This is a genomic window from Vibrio sp. OPT18, assembly GCF_015163615.1.
Lineage (GTDB): Bacteria > Pseudomonadota > Gammaproteobacteria > Enterobacterales > Vibrionaceae > Vibrio > Vibrio coralliirubri.
In genome coordinates this window covers 192,523-213,880 of the sequence record NZ_JADDYK010000048.1, presented here as the reverse complement: position 1 = coordinate 213,880, position 21,358 = coordinate 192,523, and the positions used below count along the sequence as shown (strand labels likewise).

Below are 21,358 nucleotides of genomic sequence, written 5' to 3'. Positions count from 1 at the left end.
CACAAGACACATCTTGGTGCTCAGAAACCTTATCCATCAAATCAAGCACTTCAACGGTTCTGCCCCAGTTGCCCGCACCTGCACATTTAAGGTGGGAGATAACAACTGGCACTTTCGCGTATTGTCCTGTCTCAAACGCTTCTTCCATCGCGCTTAAGATCTCTTCGAATTCGGTACGCATGTGCGTGGTATAGATGCCGCCGTGGCTAGACAGTACCTTTGCTAACTGCATCACTTCGTTGGCATTCGCTTGTTTCGCACTTGCGTAAGCAAGACCTGAACTCAAACCTAATGCACCTTGCGCCATCGCTAAATCAAGGTTGCTTTGCATCGCTGCAATTTCATCTTCGTTTGCGGTGCGTTGCAGGTCGTCCATCACTTGGTTACGCAGTGTGGTGTGGCCAACCAACGCTGCTACGTTTACTGCGGGTTGAGCTTGCTCTACCGCTTGTGCGTACGCCGAAAAAGTTGGGTATTTAAAATCAGCCTGCTCACCTAAAAGATTCATTGGGTCAGGTGGATCGCCAGCCAAAACCGTTGGCGATGCGCTGATGCCACAGTTGCCAACAATCACGGTTGTCACACCTTGGCTGATCTTCGGTAGGCAGTCTGGGTAACGAATTACGTTGGTATCGTCATGTGTATGTACATCGATAAATCCAGGAGCCAATGCTAAGCCTGCTCCCTCAACCAACTGGCCACAATCTTCGTGATCGATTTGACCAATTTCGGCGATTTTTCCATCAAGGATTGCTACATCGGCACAAAACGATTGTTCGCCGGTGCCGTCAAACACCTCTACATTTTTGATTATCGTATCGAACAACATTTTTCACTCTCTCAATCCACTGTGTTGATGGAGCTATATTAAGAATCCAGCCGATTATTTTCAGTGACAAAACACACATAATATTTTAATTTGTGTGATAGTTTCTACCACAAATTAGATTACAGATATATTTAAACATTAAATAACAACAACTTAAATCATGTTAGGAATCAGCAATGAAACATAACCCTGCACAAAAAGATGTTATAAAGTATCAAAAAGATAGTTTCGTCTTGACTGAAAAAGGCCAAAAAGGGAGAGCAGTATCACAATCTGAGAACGGTATTTACCGACTGGTTGATGAAGATATTTCGCTTCCGGTAGCAATTATCAAACAATCTGCCTTGACCAATAACCTGAATTGGATGCAATCATTCGCCGATCACCATCAGGTTAAATTGTCACCGCATGGCAAAACATCAATGACCCCTGCTTTTTTCCGCCAGCAGCTAGAAAATGGCGCTTGGGGTATTACAGTAGCGACACCTGCACAAGCAGAAGTTGCCGCTATGGCGGGTGCAAAACGAATCATCATGGCCAACCAGTTGGTGGGTAAAACCAACATGGCGATCGTTGAACAGCTGATCAGTGAATTTGATGTCGACTTTTACTGTTGTGTGGATTCATCGATAAACGTGCAGCAACTTAGCCAATATTTCGCTAATACAAAGCAGACACTAAAAGTACTGATCGAATTTGGTGTGCCGGGCGGTCGTTGTGGTTGTCGTTCACCACAAGAAGTTCTAGAACTGGCTCAAACCATCCAAGACACACCTGCCCTTTCGCTCGCGGGTATTGAGGTGTATGAGGGTGTGATTCACGGTGACAACGCAGAACAAGACATTCGCACCTTCTTGAAACAGGCGCTGACTTCGGTCGAAAGCCTCACATCAGATGGCCTAATTGCAGGGCAACCTATCATCACGGGTGCCGGCTCTGCTTGGTATGACGTGGTTGCAGAATGTTTAGCGAACCTAACCGATTACTTGGCGATCATCCGCCCGGGCTGTTATGCCATTCACGACACAGGGATCTACCTAGACGCTCAAAGCAAAGTGTTGCAGCGTGCCCAAGTAAACCAAGGTTACGCGTGTGAATTGGGTGGAGATCTGGAATCGGCACTTGAGGTATGGGCGTATGTAATATCTCGTCCGGAGCCTACCAAATTAGTGGTTGGGTTAGGCAAGCGTGATGTGGCCTTTGATGCGGGTTTACCTATTACCGAACGCGGCTATCGCAATGGCAAAGCTATCTCAGTGAAAGGCTTAACCTCTACCGCCGTGATGGACCAGCATACCTTTGTTGAAACGGACGGCTCTTCTGAAATTGAAGTGGGCGACATGATTGCATTCTCAACTTCACACCCGTGTTTAACTTTCGATAAATGGCGCTACATTGCCATCAGCGATGACGACCATCAGGTAACAAACTGGGTGGAAACCTGCTTCTAAATTGAATATTCGATAAGCTAGAATCAGCGAAGCAATAAGATATACTAACGGGGCTAAGGCTTAGTTTTAAATGGATTAGTGCTCATAAAAAGCTAAAGAGCTAGATTCTTAATAACTAGGTAATATCGATTAGCCCCATCAACAAAGGATCAGGATTCTTGAGTTTAGAAGTAGATATCATTTCACAGATAACGGAGCGTTTTCCCGCTCTTCGTGATGCAGAGAAAAAAGTCGCTAAGCTGATCATGGACGACATTGATTTTGCTGCCAATGCCAGCATCACAGAGCTTGCTGAAAGCGCTCAAGTGAGTGAAGCCACCATTACGCGCTTTGCTAAGGCTATCGGCTGTAGCAACGTACGTGATATGAAGATAAAGCTTGCTCAAACACTTACAGTCGGCCAACGTTTTATTCTCGAACCGGTTGACCAAACGGGTTATCAAGGTATCTACGAATCGATCAAGCAGAGCCTAGACATCAACCGCACCTTGTTCAAAGAGCAAGACGTTGAAACCGCAGTCAGCTGGCTGCATAACGCCAGACAGATCATCGCTATCGGCATGGGTGGTGGCTCGACCATCGCTTCTCAAGAACTGCAACACCGACTGTTCCGTTTGGGCTATCCCGTGGTGTCGTACAACGATGGTTTGATGTCACGCATGGTTGCTGCGACAGCAGATGCCAATGATGTGATGGTGATGATCTCCGCGACCGGTTTCACGCCTGTGATCACTGAAACCGCAGAGCTGGCTAAGCAGTATGGACTTAAGATCATCGCGATTACGCCACAAGATACACCGCTGGCAAAAATTGCCGATATCTTGCTACCCATCAAGCATATGGAAACTGACTTCATCTACAAACCGTCGGCTTCTCGCTACGCCATGTTGGCGTTAGTGGATGTGCTTTCTATGGGGATCGCAGTCAATCATAAGAATCGTTCGCGCGACAAGCTGCGTCGTTTGAAGGTTGCGTTAGATTCCTACCGAGGTGGGGGCGACCGACAGCCTCTCGGTGATTAATGTTTAAGACGACTAAGTCATCAACTAGTCGATTTGAATAAAAAGCCCCGCAGTATTCACTCAATCGAGTCGATACTGCGGGGCTTTTTTAGTTGTGGCTTTTCTGGAAATCACTCGCCTGAGTCAATCGAAGCTAAGATAAAGTCGACTCTTTCCTCAACAGATAACTTGGGCACTTCCACCAGCTGATAACCAAACTGGGTATAAGCTGTCACCATCTTTTCGTAAGTGGCGATCGCTTCATTGAAGTCTTGTTTACGTTCTTCGTCATTGATGAAAATCGAATCCCATGGCGGGAAGATAAATACCTTGCTGTTGTATTCAAGCTCATTGCATTGATTCAACAGAGATTCAGAAATCGGCAAAGATTCCAACAAGCTGTAACCGTATGAATCAACGATACTTCTATCAAAGAAAACCGGCTGCTCACTCGATTCGAACGCTTGGTAGTTGGCTAGTTCTTCTCGCACCATTTCATCACGAAAAGCCACTTTATCTAACCATGGCAAGGCACTCCCTTGTCGTGCTACTTGGTGCTGAATGACTTTACGCCCTACTTCTGGTGCGCAGCGATAGCCGTGACTTTTCAATGCATCGATAACCGAGGTTTTTCCTGAGCCCGGACCACCGGTAAATACGATTAGATTATTCAAACAAACCTCTTCAAAAGGGAAAATTAACGAATCGGGCCGTAACGAAACCCAAGTTAACGAATTAAGCCTAAGATCGGCTTGAATTCTGGTGCGCGACAATCTTTCACTAGCTCGTACAAGCTCATTTCTAATCCCGTAATTTGGACACCAGCATCGGTTAGTCGACGGATTGCCAGATCCTTGTTGAGTGCCGTTCGCGAACTAACACAGTCGCCAACTACCTGAACCTTGTACCCAAGATCTAACAACCCCATTGCGGTTTGATAGACACAAATGTGAGCCTCAATGCCACACACCAACCACGTATCAACATCTTTAGCTTGCACTGCCTCAACAAACTTGGGCTCGTTACAAGCGTTAAACGTAAATTTCGATGTCGGCTTAGCATCGCTCAGCAGGTCATTCAGCTCGTCGACCGTAGCACCTAGCTTCTCTGGATTCTGCTCCAAACGAATAATTGGCAGACCCAAAACCTGCGCTCCTTGAACCAACTTTCCGCAATTAGCAATCAGCGCATCGCTGTCATCAACAAGGCGTGCGAGCTTACCTTGCACGTCCACAACCACCAAACCTGTGTTTGCTCTGTTTAACATCCAACTCTCCTTGTCATCATTAGAATCAGCGTACTGCTTTACTCTCAATAAACACCGCAATAAATACTACAATAAAACAAATATAATATTTCTTATGTTTTATTTTTCAATTAGTTAGATAAATACGAACTCATTCCAACCTTAAAAAACATCGTTTTATTTAGCAAATTTAACCATTTGTCAATATATGAATTTTATTTATAAACAATATAACCAAAAAATTCTCTGTTACCCCTTGATAAATCAAGGACCGAAGACAATCACGATATCAATGAAAAAATAGGTTTCATTTGTGAGGGTTTTATAAATCAATTATCAGAGATACCGTGATTTACATCACAGGATGAGTAAACAAGGTATTATCATGAAAAAATCAGCATTAGCACTCGGCTTAATCGGTTTAGTTTCACTTCCAACTTTTGCAGCAGGTATCGATGGTGGCGCATACGTAGGTGGCGGACTGAGTGCCTATCAAGGTTCGGATACTGATGGCGCGCCAAGTCTGGATTCAGACGGCATGGGCTACAACCTATACGGCGGCTACCAATTCAACCGTATCGTTGGCGTGGAACTTGGCTACAACGATTACGCAGACTACAAAAATAGCTACGAAGACCTATCTCCGACGTCTATCTCTGTATCAGCAAACCTCGGTTATACATTCGACAATACCATTCGACCATTCGTATTAGCAGGTTTGAGTTCCGTAGACCTAAACGCAAGTAGTGGTTCTGGTTTTGACGATGACAGCGGCACTGGCTTCCACTTTGGCGTCGGCGTTGAATACTCACCTATCGAACACTTAACACTTCGAGCTATTTCTCAGGCTGATGCGGTAAGTGTAGATAATACGATTGGTGGCAAGACATACAGTAGCGATACTTTAGCATTCAACAGTGTGAGCTTCGGTGGTTCATACGACTTCTAATATTCTCCCCAAACGACTACGTCGTAAATAAGTAGCTCAAATTCACTTTGCTACTCTGCCCTGTGATAAGGCAGCACAGTAAAGTGAATTTTTGTATCTATGTAACGATTCAGCTTACAAAGCCATACAGTAATGAGCAAAAGACTCAGGGATAATTGTCAACAACGGTCGAGAGGCCAAAAACCAACAACGATTAAAAATCGACAGTGACCGACAATCACATTTGAAGACATGACAGAGTGAGTAACAAAGATGAACAAGATAACAAAATCAGCATTAGCACTGGGCTTAATCAGCGCAGTTTCTCTTCCAGCTTTAGCTGCAGGTACTGATGGCGGTGCATACATTGGTGGCGGACTTAGTGTCTACCAAGATTCTGATACAGACGGCCACGGTAGCTTAGATTCAGATGGCATGGGCTACAACCTATACGGCGGCTACCAATTCAACCGCATCGTTGGTGTTGAACTTGGCTACAACGATTACGCAGACTACAAGCAGGGTACTACCAAACTATCGCCGACCTCTGTATCTGTATCTGCAAACCTAGGTTATACGTTCGACAACACAATCCGTCCATTCGTATTGGCTGGTTTAAGTTCTGTTGATCTACATGCAAATAGCGCAGCTTTGTATGATGACGATAGCGGTACCGGTTTCCATTTTGGTGTTGGTGTTGAATACACGCCAATCGAACACCTAACACTGCGCCTAATCTCACAAGCAGATGCGGTAAGCGTTGAGAACTATAACGGTTCTTATAAAGACGACCACACTCTTGCCTTCAACAGCATTAGCTTCGGTGGTTCATACAACTTCTAATGTGATTGAACCACATAGAATAAGCTGAACATACTAATTCACTTTGCTGTTCCACCTTGTCATGAAGGTCACTCAGTAAAGTGAATTTTTTGTTTCTACACGCCCTATCGCGTCATTTCACTTTAGCCGGTTTATCGCTCACCATCACTTATTGAGCTTTATGCGTTGATATTAGAGCTTTCTTGGTAGCGAGACTAAAATAAAGGGATAAGAGACGCAGGAAAACAAGACCTATGAATCTACCAAGCTTAAACATGTCGATAAACAAGCTGCCTTTTGTGTTGGCCGTGTATTATCTGCTTGTCGTCAACATCCCTCTCTCCCAAGAACTGTTTAGTATTGTTCAGGCATCGAAATCTGAAAGCATTGCGTTTCTTATCTCCATTCCGATCTTCTTCCTTGCTGCCTTTAACTTCATCTTCCAAGTCTTCAACTGGCCTATCTTCTCTAAGCCGTTTTTCATCTTATTGCTGATCACCTCAACCTTAGTCAGCTACAGCATGTTCAATTACGGCATATTCGTTGACTACGGCATGATAGAGAATGTGTTTGAGACCAATAGCGGTGAAGCAGCCAGTTATATCAGTGGTCACTCGATCTTATGGCTACTGGCTATGGGCGGTATTCCATCGATCATCCTGTTGTTTACCAAACTTAAAAAAGAATCTTGGAAGGATTTCTTGGTCTGGAAATCGATTGGCTTGCTCTGTTCCTTGATTGCCATTGCGATTATTGCCGGGCTGTTTTACAAAGATTATGTCTCGATTGGTCGTAATAATTCGCACATCAAAAAGATGATCATTCCGACCGAGTATGTGGCATCAACGGTCAAATACATCAATAACACCTACATCAAACAGCCCATCCCCTATCAAGAATTGGGATTAGATGCTCAACTCAAACCACAAGCAAAATCGGCAACCAAACCGACCTTATTGGTGTTTGTGCTTGGCGAAACCGCTCGCGTGTATAACTACCAATATTATGGCTATGAGAGAGAAACCAACGCTCATACCAAGCCTTATAACCCGATATTTTTCTCTAATGTTCAGTCGTGCGGAACAGCCACTGCAGTTTCTGTGCCGTGCATGTTCTCGAACATGAATCGCAGCAACTACGATCGCGACAAGGCCTACAACCAAGATAACGTGGTCGACATTATGAACCGCGCGGGCATTCACTCTATTTGGAGGGAGCATGATGGTGGAGACAAAGCCGTCGCACACCGAATCAAAGAGATGACGCTCGTAGCCAAAGACAGCGATCCTTTGTGCAATAAAGACGTATGCTACGACACAGCGATGCTAGAGAACTTCGAACAAGATACACAAGGTCTCAAGCAAGATAGCATCATTTTCTATCATATTTCGGGATCCCACGGCCCAACGTACTTTGAGCGTTATCCAGAAGAACATAAGAAATTTACGCCTGATTGCGCTCGCGCCGATATTGAAAACTGCACCAAAGAAGAAGTAGTTAACACCTACGATAACACCATCTTGTACACGGATTTCTTTCTCTCACAGGCTATGCAGAAACTAGAGAAACTCACCGATAAGTACAACGTGGCGCTGATGTACATTTCCGATCATGGTGAATCTTTAGGGGAAAACGGCGTCTACCTACATGGCATGCCTTATTCATTGGCACCGAAAGAGCAAACCCATGTGCCTATGATCATGTGGATGTCTGATGGTTTCGCCGAGCAGAAAGGGATAAACCAGACCTGCTTAAGAAAGGCAGGCAAAGAACAGAGCTTCTCCCAAGACAACCTGTTCGACTCTTTGCTTGGCCTAATGGATGTACAAACCAAAGAATACCGAGAGAACCAAGATATCTTCGCTGCGTGTCGCTAGCGTCAAAGAGCAACCCATACTTATTCCAACCAAAGGGACTCATTTATGAGTCCCTTTTTTCTAGCCAAAACTGTCGCTTTTATTCAATACCTTCTTAAAGCAGTCGCCTACACTTGCAGCTATTGAAACAACAGGAATTAACGCGATGTTAGACATCAAAAAAATCACAACACTTAGCGACTTGAGCGAACTTAAAACGGCTTACTTTGCTGAGTCAACAGCTCCACTCGATGGCATGTGGCATTTCGGTTTTGTACCAATGTCTGACCATTTTGGTTTTTACGAAAACGGCAAGCTTGTCGGTTATTGCGTATTGAATGGTGAAGGCTACTTACTTCAATTCTATCTAGCACCAACCGCCAACACCAATATTGCAGACTTGTTCACCTTAATCGTAGAAAACAACAGCTCTGTGGTTGGTGAAGTGAAAGGCGCATTCGTGAGCACGGCTGAACCACAATATCTGTCACTATGCTTGGACAATACTGAGTCCTTCAAAGTCAACGCACTGATGTTTCGCCAGCGTCCAACAGCCGTCGAAAACAGCATTGAAAACATCGAGATGACTCTCGCGAAGGAAGAGCAACTCGATCAACTAGTCGAATTTGCTTCATCAGCAATTGGCGCACCAAAAGAGTGGCTGACCGGTTACTACAGCAACTTAATTGCTCGACAAGAGCTATGGGGCTACTGGGAAAATAACAATGTTCTCGCAACAGGAGAATGTCGGAAATTTGATGAACACCAAACGCAGTTTGCCGACCTAGGCATGATTGTCGCTGAGCAAGAACGCGGTAAAGGCTTAGCCACGCGTGTTCTTAACTTTCTAAAGCAGCTCGCTAAAAGCCAAGGGTTAGAAGCTATCTGTTCTACAGAAAGCAGCAACATTGGCGCGCAAAAGGCCATCACACGCGCAGGATTACCATCAAAACATCGTATCTTGCAGTTTGATTTTGACTAAATTTCAGAACTAAGCTGAAAGTTCAGTTCTAACAATAGATACAGATAAAAACTGTCACCTGCAGCGATATACACATATAGTTGCGGATGGCAGTCATTTCGAATAGAAGGTCTAATGATCAATTGGTTACAGTCTCCAAAATCCGCTGAAGTCGCTCAGTTCATTGATTGCTACTGGCTAATTGAAAAGACGCCCGACGCTCAAACTCATCAATTTCCGATACTCAATCCCGATCCATCGGCTCACCTGATCTTATCGCCAAGCGAGCAGGCATATCACTACACGATTGAGCAACAAATCGAGCAAGGCGTTGGCTGCCATCTGCTGTTACCACACCATAAAGCCATCGAATTGGATCACTCAAAGCCCTTTGTTCACCTAGGTATTAAATTCCATGTCGGAGCCTTGTACACGTTAGATATTCCAGACTGTCCATACCCCAGCCTAGACAGTGTCAACCCTATCGATCTCGCGAGTTTGTTAGATAATCCTAATGCCGAAGCAATGTCGCTGATCAAGCTCGCTCAAACCGATGCTGAGGCCTGCTGTCAGCAGTTAGATGATTTACTGCTGCCTTGGTTATCGACAGCTAAAACGGATAGGCACAGCGAACTCACACGCAAGGTGTTAGAAGTGCTTAGTACAACACCGATTGCAGAGCTTGGAGACAAGCTGTTTTGCTCGCAACGGACTTTAGAAAGAAGCTTCAACAAGGTAACAGGGCTGACATTAAAACAGTGCCAATCGATGAACAAACTCGAAGCGATGTTGGAATACTTGTATAAGCGAAATTTGGATGACATCGACTGGATGGACGTCGCCTTTCAATTTGGGTTTAGCGACCAACCGCACCTGATTCGTTACCTAAAGAAAACCATCGGTCTAACACCTAATACTTACGCTAAACAAGGCGGATTAACCATAGATGTGTATGGTGGAGTGAGATCGGACTAACCCAACCTTGCTCTATAACGAACGCTCTGTTTATAACTTACACCTCTGCCTTTTGTGTCCCATTAGTAGCAAGTTTTATTGAGTTTAGATTTGCGACTAAATATACTGGAGACATCATCAGACGGAGGACAAAAATGAATAATAAAAACAAACATATAGTTTTAATTCATGGTCTATATATGCCTGCGTTGATCATGCAATATCTGGATAGAAACTTCAAAAAACGCGGCTTTACAACGCACAAATTTGCCTACAACTCGCTGCGTTTCCCTTCTGCAGCCAAACGCCTCAATCGCTTCGTGAATGCTCGCTTTAATGAGTACGATGAGGTCTATTTCTTTGGTCACTCACTCGGTGGCTTGCTGATTCGCCACTACTTTAAGTTCTACCAACCCGACTTTGCAGACACCTGCATTATTACCGCAGGCACGCCGCACAATGGGGCAACTATCGCCAAAACACTGTCGAATCATGGGCTTGGATTTATATTTGGTTCGAGCAAAATGATCTTAAGCGATGGCTTGGGTGACTACGATATTGATGTGCCGATTGGCGTCATTACGGGTACCTACGACGCCGGAGTCGGACGTATTGTTCTGGGAAGAAACCCTGGCGATGGCACAGTCACACTCGAAGACGCCAACCTGAGAGGAGCAACGGATACTTACGCCCTCAAACTCAACCACACGGCGCTTGTCTACTCCAAAGAAGTCGTAACACTGTCGGCTCAGTTCATTGAACACCGAGCTTTTAAGGACGCTTCATAGCTTTTTCCGTTAGCTTTTGAGCGTTGACTCCTGTATCGAGCTCTGTTCTCTTATTTGTGATAGATAAAAACAAAAATACCACTCTGCGATAAGAGTGGTATTCAAAAATTCATTGCTGGAAGTGAGTGCTTGTTACAGACGATTTACTCGCGTTGGTAGGAACACCTCACCCAACATGCATCGCACCGAACCACCACCAATGTCTTCAATCGTTTTCACGTTAAATGGTAGCAGCTTGCCATGTGTCGAAAGCTGAGCTAACTGGGCTGGAGAAAACGCATCGTAAGCCGATTGAGACATCGCGATCACCTTGTCGCCATTCACAGTATCCAGTTGCAGAATGTTGCCACAGAAACGGTTCATCTGATCGATTGAAATAGAGATAACCTGCTTATCTTTAGCAAGCGACTTCACCACAAAGCGGCGTTCAAACTCAGGAATCACTTCATCACAGATCACGCAGAAGTTATCACCAATCGCCATCATGACATTGGTATGGTAAATCGGCTGGCCAGACGGTAATGCCGTTTGGAAAGAGACCACGCGAGAATAGCCAATGCGCTTTGCGTAATCTTCCAATACTTCGCGGTCACAACGTTGAGAAAGCGCAGCATAGATGGTCTTGTTGATATGGTCGATAACCATCACGCCCGTGCTCTCTAGATAAGAACCTTGCGCGATGTAAGACTCTAGAGACTCGCTGTGGTTAACAATACGACCCGACGCTTCTAACGCTTCAATAAGAGCACTTGGCTTAACTTCATTTTGACGGTTTTCACACGCCATAGGGAACGTGAATAAACTTCCATCACTGCAGGTACTGAACCAGTTGTTTGGGAAAACAGCATCCGGCGTTTCAACGCCCAATTCTGGGTAATCAAACTCTACAACTTGCACACCTTCTTTACGCAACGAAGCGACCATGGCCTTAAATTCAGCCATCGTTTCTACCTTCACCTCAGCTTCGGTCAGATTCACTCTGTGCTGAAATTCGTTATCACGTGCCGTTTCTTCGTTAAATTTAAACTCTTTTGGCGGCACCATAACAACGCAATTGGCGTTTTGAACATTAGTAATATGAAGTGATTTTTTGTGTAGGTTTAACATTTCGACCGTCCCTATCTTTTATTTACTTCAGAATTGTAAACAACTTGTTACGAAAAGATTCACTGAAAAGAATAATGATTTGAATATTTATCCCAAACAATTACTGCAGATCTTAGATTAATCGGTAATTTTTACTGCAAGATAACAGCACATCAGAAAGAACCAACTGTATGCATATTCGTTAAGTTACTTTATGGATAAATATTCTGATTCCATTTTCTCGCCTATCACGAGTTTTGATTACAATTTAATCCATTTAACGTTAGGATTATCACCGTTGCATAACAATCAATTACGTTTGAAATAAGCTTAACTTTTCCTGTCTAATTCAATCTAAAATAAGCGTCATGAAAGACATTCTTTGGACCTTTCCTGCATAGCTTAGACAAAGTTTTAGTGTTTTAAAGCCAAGTGCCTAAATAGGCGCTAGAACAAAATCCATCGAATGACTTAATACTGATAAGAACCCATGGGCGCTTATATAATTTCAAACTAAGACAGTTAAATTTCAAATCAAGACCATAAAAACAAAGCTGCACCAACGATGCAGTCGCTTATAGATGCACTAGTTTATAAAGGGAAATCTATGTACAAGAAATTTGAAGGCTTTACTGAAGCCTTTCCAAAGGGAGAGCCGATACAACCTCCTACTGGCATACTGGCATTCTGCCGCCATTACACTCGAGGTTTCGAAAAACCATTGATTTTGCTCGGGTTGATGAGCATGACCATCGCGATCATCGAAGTCGCGCTGTTCGGTTACATGGGGCAATTGGTTGACTGGCTATCAACAAGCAACCCAGACACTTTCTTAGCAGACAACGAGTCGACATTGATGGGGCTCGGTATTCTGCTGTTGGTTGTGATGCCAATCTTGATCAGTGTTTACTCGCTATTGCTTCACCAAACTTTGCTGGGCAACTACCCAATGTCGATCCGTTGGTTAGCGCACCGCTACCTTTTGAAGCAAAGCCTGTCCTTCTATCAAGATGACTTCGCCGGACGTGTCGCGACTAAAGTGATGCAAACCTCGCTCGCGGTGCGTGAAACCGTGACCAAAATGGTTGATGTGTTCGTCTACGTAACGGTTTACTTCACGGCGATGCTGTTCATGCTTGCTGAATCAGATTGGCGCTTGATGGCTCCGATGCTGATTTGGCTCTTCGTTTACATCGGCATTCAACTGCACTTCGTGCCAAAACTAAAAGACGTTTCTTCAGAGCAAGCGGATGCTCGTTCACTGATGACAGGTCGTATTGTTGATAGCTACACCAACATCGCCACCGTGAAACTGTTCTCACACAGCAAGCGAGAAACCGAATACGCCGAAGAAGGCATGGAAGGCTTCTTAGATACGGTCCATCGCCAAATGCGCTTGGTTACTGGCTTCAACATCTGCGTTGAATTCGCTAACTATCTATTGGTATTCAGCATTGCGGGTATCTCTATCTACCTATGGTTAGACAACGCAATCACCGTAGGTGCGATCGCGATTGCGGTCAGCTTGGCTCTGCGTATTAACGGCATGTCGAAATGGATCATGTGGGAAATCGGTGGTCTGTTTGAAAACCTAGGTACGGTTATTGATGGCATTAAAACCCTATCTAAACCTATCGCTATCGAAGACAAGAAAGACGCGAAGCCTCTGGACGTTCCACAAGGCGGTATCAACTTCGATAACGTGAGCTTTAATTACGGTGAGAATAAGGGTGTGATCAACAACCTAAACCTCAACATCAAACCGGGTGAAAAAGTGGGCTTGGTTGGCCGTTCGGGTGCAGGTAAGTCGACCCTAGTTAACTTACTGCTGCGTTTCCACGATGTAGAAAGTGGTCGCATCCTGATTGATGACCAAGAGATCTCGAGCGTTACTCAAGATTCTCTGCGTAGCAACATAGGTATGGTGACCCAAGATACCTCACTGCTGCACCGTTCGATCAAAGACAACATTCTTTACGGTCGACCAGAGGCATCAGACGAAGAGGTATACGCCGCAACCAAGCAAGCGCACGCTCATGAGTTTATCGAAACGCTAACCGACCCGTTTGGCAACGTTGGTTACGATGCTCAAGTGGGTGAACGTGGCGTTAAGCTTTCTGGTGGTCAGCGTCAACGTGTCGCTATCTCGCGTGTTCTTTTGAAAAATGCTCCCTTACTTGTTCTCGATGAAGCAACTTCTGCACTCGATTCTGAGGTAGAAGCCGCGATTCAAGAGAGCTTGATTGAGCTAATGGAAGGCAAAACGGTTATTGCGATTGCACACCGCCTGTCGACCATTGCAGCGATGGATCGTCTGATCGTGCTTGATGCCGGCAATATCGTAGAAGAAGGCACGCACCAAGAGCTGATTAACCAGAATGGTATTTATGCGCAGCTATGGAACCACCAGACCGGTGGCTTCATTGCCGATGACCTTGAGCAAGCCACGAACGCTTAATTTTTGTTCTATTTTAAAAGTGCGATGTGATTCACACCAATTTGTTTATTAGCGGTAAATTACACATGGCAGAATGTTATGTCGTAATTATATAATGACATTAACACCAAAGACGCCTCGCTTGCGCGTTCTGGAATAAGGCTAGACTTCGGGGGGAGGCTAGCCTTTTTTATGCCTGCCATTTGGCGCTCTTTGCTACCTGTCCAATAAACTTCATCGATCCTTTTGTTTTTTTCTTGGCGTTTTTTTCTTAAAATGCGCGCAATATTCTTTCTAGAGATCAACCATGAACAAAAGTGTCTTAACTAACGTTATTGCGTTAGCACTGCTTGCTGGCGGCTATGCGACAGCAAACCAATACTTGCTTTACGCTGGCCTATTCGCCTTTTCTGGTTCCATCACCAACTGGCTTGCGATTCACATGTTGTTCGAGAAAGTACCCTGCCTATACGGTTCTGGCGTGATTCCAGCGCGCTTTGAAGAGTTCAAGGCAGCCATCAAGCAACTGATGATGGAGCAATTCTTTACAGAAAGTAACATCGATCGCTTCCTAAGCAGCGAGATGACAGGAAAGTCGCTCAATCTAGAGCCTGTGATTCAGAAGATCGACTTTAACCCTGCATTCGACTCACTGGTGCATGTTATCGAGAACTCTCAGTTTGGCGGTATGTTGGCAATGTTTGGTGGCATAGAAGCACTAGAGCCAATGAAAGCGCCGTTTGTTGAGAAGATGCAAGAATCAGTGATTGAAATCAGCAAGAGTGACTCTGTAAAAAATGCCATCAAAGACGAGCTAGAATCGCCTGCGATGATGGATGAAATTAAAGAGAACATTGAGGCGATCATCGATCAGCGCTTGAATGAACTGACACCTAAGCTGGTTAAAGAGATGGTTCAGACCATGATCAAGAAACACCTTGGCTGGCTTGTGGTTTGGGGCGGTGTCTTCGGTGGTGTGATTGGCTTAATCTCTGCGGCCATTACGCTGTAAGCCGAACACGTTTATCGGATTGCTCTTTATCTGACGCTCAACAAAAAATGGAAGCTTATTAGCTTCCATTTTTTATATCTAAATCACCTTGGTAAGGCGAAAGCAGGCCACTATTTTAGAGTTGCCAACAACTCAGGGTTCACACCAAAGCCCTTTTTGTGCTCTTCAATCACCACTTCACTGCGTGTCTGAATCACACCAGGTAGAGTACCCAACTTCGTTGCCATAAACGCTTGATACGCCTTCATGTCTTTCACTCGAACCTTGATCATGGTGTCAAAGTCACCCGACAGTGAGTAGCACTCTTCCACCTCAGGCATCATTTCTACCGCTTGGGCAAATTTGTCGAAGATCGAAAAGCTAGTCTGATCGAGACGGATATGGATAAAGACTTGAACATCGAGTCCCAGCTTTTCTGAACAAAGCTCAGCATGATAGCCCGTGATGTAGCCCTCTTTCTCCAATCGCTTGAGTCTATCAGAGCAAGGTGACGTCGTAAGGTTGACCTGTTTTGCCAGTTCAACAACAGGTAAACGCCCTTTCATATGCAGAATTCTTAGTATCTCTTTATCGATACGATCGAGCTGATGCTGAGACATAACATTCCTTAAACATTCTAAATTCCGCTCAGTATATTCCATACCAACAGCAATCGAAGAAAACCTCGCTCACACATTTAAAAACTAAATGCACAGATGATATTCACACCAAATATAAATACATACAAATAGATAACAACCCTTATAAATTAAACTCTGGTTATTAACAAATTATTATAGAAATGACCCGATTAACAAATAAGTTGAGCCGGAAACGAAAGAAAGCATATAGGCCAAAGTGAATAATAGAATTATCAAAGAGAAAGGATGACTCTATTATGAAAACGCAAGAACTCGCATATAAACCTTACGGTATTGGTTCATGGACACACGTAACGGTATCAAAAGATGTTGCTCAAGCACTAGCAAATGAGTACTCAAACTACGGTTGGGATGTGAAGATTGATGGCGACGCCATTGATGCTGAGCTAGCACTCAAAGCCGCATAGAAACGCAAAAACCTCCTAAAACGGAGGTTTTTTGATCTAAGTTAGTGAGCGCTTACTGTAAGTTAAGCTAAACCAACTTGGGGCACAGTACTTCCTGTTTCGCAACGGCAGTTACACGTGCGGCAGAAGTGCTGAGTTTCCATATCGTAATACAGATTTCCACTAAATAGCTTTGATGTCCATTGCATCATACGGCCAGAAGTTGTCTCGGGCTCTGACTCACAACGTTTCATTATAGACTTATGTAGTGTTGTTTTTTTACATCCTTTGCAATAGAGATCTGGCATACCTTTGTCCTATAGGTCTTTAGTGGTTACTGACAATTGACACATCATGTCCAATTCAGTTCAACAATTCACCGAGCTAATCACAAAAGTGAGCGCCAAGTTCAAAAAATAGCCATTTTTCTGTTTCATTTTTTGACATCAAACGCCATAAAGGTCCAACCTCTTCCATGCAATTTCTCTAGTTCACTCGGTTTCAATTTACATTGTAAAACCCTATAACGACAGTACCTCCCCCATGTTAACCACCAAATTGAGCAATAAAAAAGCAGCACTTCCTCGATGAAAGTACCGCTTAAATAAGTCATATTTGCTTCAATTTCACTTAGGTTTAAAAGCCAAATTTACCATTGTCATTTTTCCACTCTGAACGTGCAGGAATGGTTTCGATGGTATCCCAGTGCTCAACGATCTTGCCGTTATCAACACGGAACAGATCATAAAAAGCGACGTGGTTATTCATGAACTGGCCTTCACTGATCGACAACACAAAGTTACCTTGGCCCAAAATCTTGTGGTTAGCGGTATAAAGCATTGGCATGCCCGCTTCCGCTAACGCCCCCAAAGCTTCACCCAAACCGCTTAGGCCATCGGCTACACCTGGGTTGTGCTGTAAGTAAGCACTGTCTTCATGGTCGATATAGTTATTAATCTTCGCCATATCACCTCCGATCAGGATGTCTTTGACAAATCCATCGACAAGCTGTTTATTTTGATCCGTTTTCTCGAGGTCTACGACTTTAGTCGCACCATCTAATTGAGTTCGTCCACTTGCGTTTGGCTTGGCAATTTCTTGCAAGTTATCCCAATGTTCAACTATCTGCCCCTCTTCAAAACGGAACACGTCAAAGCCGACTTTAGGGCCGAAGAAGTTGTATTCAGTGTGTGTTACGACGAAATCACCGTCTTGAAATGAGCGCTTCACTTGTGCTTTCGCTGAACCTTCTGGAAGCATTTGTAATACTTCACCAAAGCCCGCTAAGCCATCACCTACCGCTAGGTTATGTTGAATGTATTTTTCAGGGTTAATGTAGCTCACCGCTTTTGCGTCGCCCGTTTCAATGCTCGAAATGACCGCTACCGCTTTTTCTTGAATAGACAGCTCTTGTGCTGCAACCGTGCCGGTAATCATAGAGGCTGCGAGTACGCTTGCCGTGAGTAGTGTTGATTTGAGTTTCGTCGCTTTAGATTCAGCTGCTTTGAATGTTGCTGTTGGGAATGCGTTGGTTATTGTTTTCATTATTGAGTCCTCTCGTTGGCTTGGAAACTATATTAGTCAACGAAAGAGGCTCACGGCAGAGTGGATTTAGGCAGAAAAATGGTAGATATCGAACCTTAGATGATTCGTGTCGACCTACTAGCTATTCAGAGAGTGAGGGCTTGGAATACTTCTTTTGAAACTCACTCGGCGTCATTTGAGTATGATTTTTAAAGTACTTAACGAAATTACTGGCGTCTTCAAACCCAAAATCCGATGCCATTTTCTGAGACGTAACATTGGTTACCACCAGCTGACGCTTCATTTCTAAAACGGTAAAAGAATCGATGATCTGCTTGGCAGTTAACCCCGTTGCGACTTTGCACACTTGGTTCAACGTCTTGTAGGTGGTGTTAATTTGATTGGCGTACCAGTTTGCATCGCGCACGCGCAGGTAGTTGTTTTGAAGAAGCTCAAAGTAGCGGGCAAACTTAATGTTCTGTTGCAAGCTCAAGGCGTCTTGCTTCACTTCTGGTCGCAGGCGATGAAGAATCAGGGCTAGTGCTGAGAACAAGTACATCACAATCAAGGGATCGGATTCTGGCTGATTCAGCTCCGTCATAATTTGCTGAATAATACTTTGCGTCCGCTCTTGGTGGAACTCGTCTAGTGACAACAATGCTGAGTGCGCCTTGTTCAAATGAGTAGGCGTGTAGTTTGGCAACTTCATATTAGCGTGAACGCTGTCTAAGAACGCTTGAGTAAACAAAACCGCAGTGCCTTGTGGCTTGTTACTAAAATCAAAGGCGTGCACCTGCTCTCTTTGAATGAACAACACGCTCCCTTGGTTAAAAGAGTAGTCCTCAAAATCGACCATGTGCGAGCCTGAGCCTTGCTCGATAAACAGAATCAGGAAGAAGCTGACACGATGTGGCAATTGAGGATCGTGGTTAGTATTGCTTTCTGAATAGAGCCGAGACAAGGGCACCAACTCCAACTCAGCTTGCGCCGTTTTCTCATGGTTAAAGCCAATATTCGGGATTACTTGAGGCACTATTAACTTCCTATTCATCTATTTAACTGCTCTTAGCAAGAGTAATGTATCGCAGTGGGAACTGAAATGCTCCGAGCTTAGAAGTATGACTTAGCCAGCTTCACCAACAAGGTAAACATGCTCAATACACTCAACTTGCCAGACGCAACACAAGGTCAAAGTATTTAGATATAGGCAAAAAAATAGAGCCACCGAAGTGACTCTATTGCTTTTATTTTTCAATTTCTTTTTAGCTAACGTTCTTTGCTAATTAACATCTGTTTTACAATGTAAATTAGTCTAGCTCAACGAGGTTCTTCTCGAACTCAGCGTGTTGCTTCTTAACTTCGCCTTCAGGCTCGCCCGTAATTAGACTCACGATAACGATAGAAAGAGTCGATAGGATGATTCCCGGTACGATTTCGTACACATCGAACCAACCGCCCGTGAACTGTTTCCAAAGTACAATCGTCACACCACCAACCACGATACCCGCTAGAGCGCCGTTACGGTTCATACGAGACCAGTACAGGCTCAATACGATAGCTGGGCCGAATGCAGCACCAAAACCAGCCCATGCGTAAGACACAAGGCCAAGTACTGAACTGTCTGGCGTCATCGCTAGTACAAGTGCAATCAAAGAGATTAGGATAACCGCGAAACGGCCTACACGAACAATCTCTTCTGACGTAGCGTCTTTCTTCAGAACTTGCTTATACAGATCTTCTGCCATTGCAGATGAAGAAACAAGAAGTTGTGAATCCGCAGTACTCATGATTGCCGCTAAGATTGCCGCCAGTAGGATACCTGCGATTACTGGGTGGAACATCGCGTTCACAAGAAGCATGAAGATCTTCTCGCCATCGTCTAGCTTAGGTGCACCAGAGTTCGTCACGTAGATTAGACCAACAAGACCAACCAGCATTGCACCAATCATAGACAGTGCAGTCCATACCACCGCGATACGACGCGCGGTTGTTAGGTCTTTATTGCTACGCGTTGCTTTGAAACGAGCAAGGATATGTGGCTGACCGAAGTAACCTAGACCCCATGCTGCTAGCGAGATGATCGCGATAGCAGAAAGAGGCTCACCTTTCGCATCATTCCATAGCGTGAGTAGCTCTGGGTTGATGTTATGAAGGTCTGTAGATAACTGGCCAAGGCCGCCGTTCATTGCTGCGATTGGTACAATCAATAGCGCAGCAGACATTAGTAGGCCTTGAACCAAGTCAGTCCAAGATACCGCTAGGAAACCACCAAACAGGGTGTACGAAACCACACATACGGTACCGATAATTACCGCCGTTGTGTAATCTAGGCCGAATACCGTTTCAAACAATTTACCACCTGCTACCAAGCCTGAGCTTGTGTAGAAAAGGAAGAATAAAAGGATAAAGAAAGCAGAAATTGTTTGGATCAGCTTAGAGTTATCGTTGAAGCGACGAGATAGGAACTCAGGCAGCGTCAGTGATTCAGTTGTAATACTGTAAGTACGTAGGCGTTTAGCACTGATTAACCAGTTTGCCCAAGTACCAACCAGTAGGCCACCAGCAAGCCAGAATGCCTCAAAGCCAGCAGCGTAAGCGTAACCAGGCAGGCCAAGTAGCAACCAACCACTCATGTCTGATGCACCAGCAGAAAGTGCAGCAGGCCATGGGCCTAACGAACGACCACCTAGGAAGTAGTCAGTTGAGTTAGATGTACGTTTGTAAGCAATAACACCGATCGCTAGCATCATAATTAGATACGCAATGAACGTCGTCGTTATTGCAAAACTGTTTTCTATCATTTGATAGTCCTCATTTTGTAGAAAGCCTTCCATGCCTAATTCAATGCAAGGCACTCACCGTAAGGCAAGCAAATGCATTGAGTTAGGTATTCAGGCTCTAAAGCACGATGGGTTAAATCCAAAAATGGAAAGAACCAACAATGGAGAAACCAAAAGTGCTTAGAGCCAATTTTACTGAAGGTTAGTGAGCTTCGCTTCCAAGTTCGAGCAAGGTCGCGTTACCGCCCACGGCTGTTATATTTATAGTTCGCGTACGCTCGGTAATGAAGCGCAGCGATAGGTGTGGATCATTAGCAACATTCATTGTCGCCAGATCCGTTTCAGCCACTAAACCGACGATTGCACCGTCACGCTTAGCAAGCTGTAAATTGATAGCTTGTGCCGTTTGTGAATTACCCACGTAACCTGCACTTCGTACATCGCAAGACAGCAGCTGCTGAGCAGCGTCATACGAGGAAACCTGTACTAAGTTGGTTGGTAGATTCGCTTGTTTCGCGGCATCAGCAATTAAGGTATTGAACTGCACGTCATCACTGCACAATTGAACGCTGTTACCTGCCAATAGTGCTGCAGTAATCATCGCTGTTGCAGTTTGCAGTGCCAGCAGCTTCTCTTCGCAATCATCAACAATCACC

The 21,358-nt window shown here is 44.6% G+C and carries 19 protein-coding genes and 1 pseudogene; 11 read left to right on the top strand and 9 right to left on the bottom strand.

The features are described from left to right. The coding region (locus IQQ51_RS27025; RefSeq protein ID WP_228012828.1) for an amidohydrolase family protein at positions 1-829 on the bottom strand (829 nt) is incomplete at its 3' end. Positions 830-1,005: 176 nt separating this feature from the next. On the opposite strand from IQQ51_RS27025, the gene IQQ51_RS11910 reads away from it, so the two are divergent. Together IQQ51_RS11910 and IQQ51_RS11905 are read left to right on the top strand one after the other, a co-directional pair. Then, positions 1,006-2,280, top strand: coding sequence for an amino acid deaminase (locus IQQ51_RS11910; RefSeq protein ID WP_193841185.1), 1,275 nt, complete (start codon positions 1,006-1,008; stop codon positions 2,278-2,280). Between the two features lie 158 nt (positions 2,281-2,438). Then, a complete protein-coding gene (locus IQQ51_RS11905) occupies positions 2,439-3,302 on the top strand; it encodes a MurR/RpiR family transcriptional regulator (protein WP_017062019.1) in 864 nt (287 codons plus the stop codon). Between the two features lie 110 nt (positions 3,303-3,412). On the opposite strand, the gene IQQ51_RS11900 is transcribed toward IQQ51_RS11905, so the two are convergent. Together IQQ51_RS11900 and IQQ51_RS11895 are read right to left on the bottom strand one after the other, a co-directional pair. Continuing rightward, entirely contained in the window at positions 3,413-3,955 is a 543-nt protein-coding gene (locus tag IQQ51_RS11900; protein WP_193841184.1) for an AAA family ATPase, read from the bottom strand. Between the two features lie 53 nt (positions 3,956-4,008). Then, positions 4,009-4,548 carry a hydrolase gene (locus tag IQQ51_RS11895; protein ID WP_193841183.1) on the bottom strand — a complete coding sequence of 180 codons (540 nt, stop codon included), beginning with the start codon at positions 4,546-4,548 and terminating at the stop codon, positions 4,009-4,011. Positions 4,549-4,912: 364 nt separating this feature from the next. On the opposite strand from IQQ51_RS11895, the gene IQQ51_RS11890 reads away from it, so the two are divergent. The 6 genes from IQQ51_RS11890 to IQQ51_RS11865 all read left to right on the top strand — a co-directional run bounded on the left by IQQ51_RS11890 (position 4,913) and on the right by IQQ51_RS11865 (position 10,836). After that, positions 4,913-5,476: a porin family protein gene (locus IQQ51_RS11890; RefSeq protein ID WP_416222611.1), complete on the top strand. Its 564-nt coding sequence runs from the start codon at positions 4,913-4,915 to the stop codon at positions 5,474-5,476. Between the two features lie 252 nt (positions 5,477-5,728). Then, entirely contained in the window at positions 5,729-6,298 is a 570-nt protein-coding gene (locus tag IQQ51_RS11885) for a porin family protein (RefSeq protein WP_193841181.1), read from the top strand. A 233-nt stretch (positions 6,299-6,531) separates the two neighbouring features. Beyond that, entirely contained in the window at positions 6,532-8,154 is a 1,623-nt protein-coding gene (locus tag IQQ51_RS11880; RefSeq protein ID WP_193841180.1) for a phosphoethanolamine transferase, read from the top strand. Between the two features lie 145 nt (positions 8,155-8,299). Further along, positions 8,300-9,115 carry a GNAT family N-acetyltransferase gene (locus IQQ51_RS11875; RefSeq protein ID WP_193841179.1) on the top strand — a complete coding sequence of 272 codons (816 nt, stop codon included), beginning with the start codon at positions 8,300-8,302 and terminating at the stop codon, positions 9,113-9,115. Positions 9,116-9,229: 114 nt separating this feature from the next. Beyond that, positions 9,230-10,069 carry a helix-turn-helix domain-containing protein gene (locus IQQ51_RS11870; protein ID WP_193841178.1) on the top strand — a complete coding sequence of 280 codons (840 nt, stop codon included), beginning with the start codon at positions 9,230-9,232 and terminating at the stop codon, positions 10,067-10,069. Between the two features lie 134 nt (positions 10,070-10,203). Then, positions 10,204-10,836 carry an esterase/lipase family protein gene (locus tag IQQ51_RS11865; protein ID WP_048610139.1) on the top strand — a complete coding sequence of 211 codons (633 nt, stop codon included), beginning with the start codon at positions 10,204-10,206 and terminating at the stop codon, positions 10,834-10,836. A gap of 132 nt (positions 10,837-10,968) precedes the next feature. Here the strand turns inward: IQQ51_RS11865 and IQQ51_RS11860 are convergent, their stop codons facing one another. Further along, positions 10,969-11,943 (bottom strand): arginine deiminase-related protein, encoded by a 975-nt coding sequence (locus tag IQQ51_RS11860; protein WP_193841177.1) that lies wholly within the window; start codon positions 11,941-11,943, stop codon positions 10,969-10,971. A gap of 586 nt (positions 11,944-12,529) precedes the next feature. On the opposite strand from IQQ51_RS11860, the gene IQQ51_RS11855 reads away from it, so the two are divergent. Next, positions 12,530-14,380 (top strand): ABC transporter ATP-binding protein, encoded by a 1,851-nt coding sequence (locus tag IQQ51_RS11855; RefSeq protein WP_017061194.1) that lies wholly within the window; start codon positions 12,530-12,532, stop codon positions 14,378-14,380. Positions 14,381-14,666: 286 nt separating this feature from the next. Then, a complete protein-coding gene (locus IQQ51_RS11850) occupies positions 14,667-15,371 on the top strand; it encodes a DUF445 domain-containing protein (RefSeq protein ID WP_193841176.1) in 705 nt (234 codons plus the stop codon). A 110-nt stretch (positions 15,372-15,481) separates the two neighbouring features. On the opposite strand, the gene IQQ51_RS11845 is transcribed toward IQQ51_RS11850, so the two are convergent. After that, positions 15,482-15,970, bottom strand: a complete 489-nt coding sequence (locus IQQ51_RS11845) for an Lrp/AsnC family transcriptional regulator (protein WP_004732526.1) — start codon at positions 15,968-15,970, stop codon at positions 15,482-15,484. A gap of 278 nt (positions 15,971-16,248) precedes the next feature. Between IQQ51_RS11845 and IQQ51_RS11840 the strand changes: the two genes are divergently transcribed. After that, the gene (locus tag IQQ51_RS11840) at positions 16,249-16,419 is read left to right on the top strand and encodes a hypothetical protein (RefSeq protein ID WP_019823299.1); all 171 of its coding nucleotides are present in this window, start codon (positions 16,249-16,251) and stop codon (positions 16,417-16,419) included. 615 nt (positions 16,420-17,034) lie between these two features. On the opposite strand, the gene IQQ51_RS11835 is transcribed toward IQQ51_RS11840, so the two are convergent. The 4 genes and pseudogenes from IQQ51_RS11835 to IQQ51_RS27015 all read right to left on the bottom strand — a co-directional run. Continuing rightward, entirely contained in the window at positions 17,035-17,943 is a 909-nt protein-coding gene (locus IQQ51_RS11835) for a hypothetical protein (RefSeq protein WP_416222610.1), read from the bottom strand. Between the two features lie 121 nt (positions 17,944-18,064). Beyond that, positions 18,065-18,955 carry a helix-turn-helix domain-containing protein gene (locus tag IQQ51_RS11830; RefSeq protein ID WP_193841175.1) on the bottom strand — a complete coding sequence of 297 codons (891 nt, stop codon included), beginning with the start codon at positions 18,953-18,955 and terminating at the stop codon, positions 18,065-18,067. Between the two features lie 274 nt (positions 18,956-19,229). Beyond that, entirely contained in the window at positions 19,230-20,720 is a 1,491-nt protein-coding gene (gene putP, locus IQQ51_RS11825; protein WP_193841219.1) for a sodium/proline symporter PutP, read from the bottom strand. A 184-nt stretch (positions 20,721-20,904) separates the two neighbouring features. After that, positions 20,905-21,358, bottom strand: a pseudogene (locus IQQ51_RS27015) (1-pyrroline-5-carboxylate dehydrogenase); the annotation flags it as partial.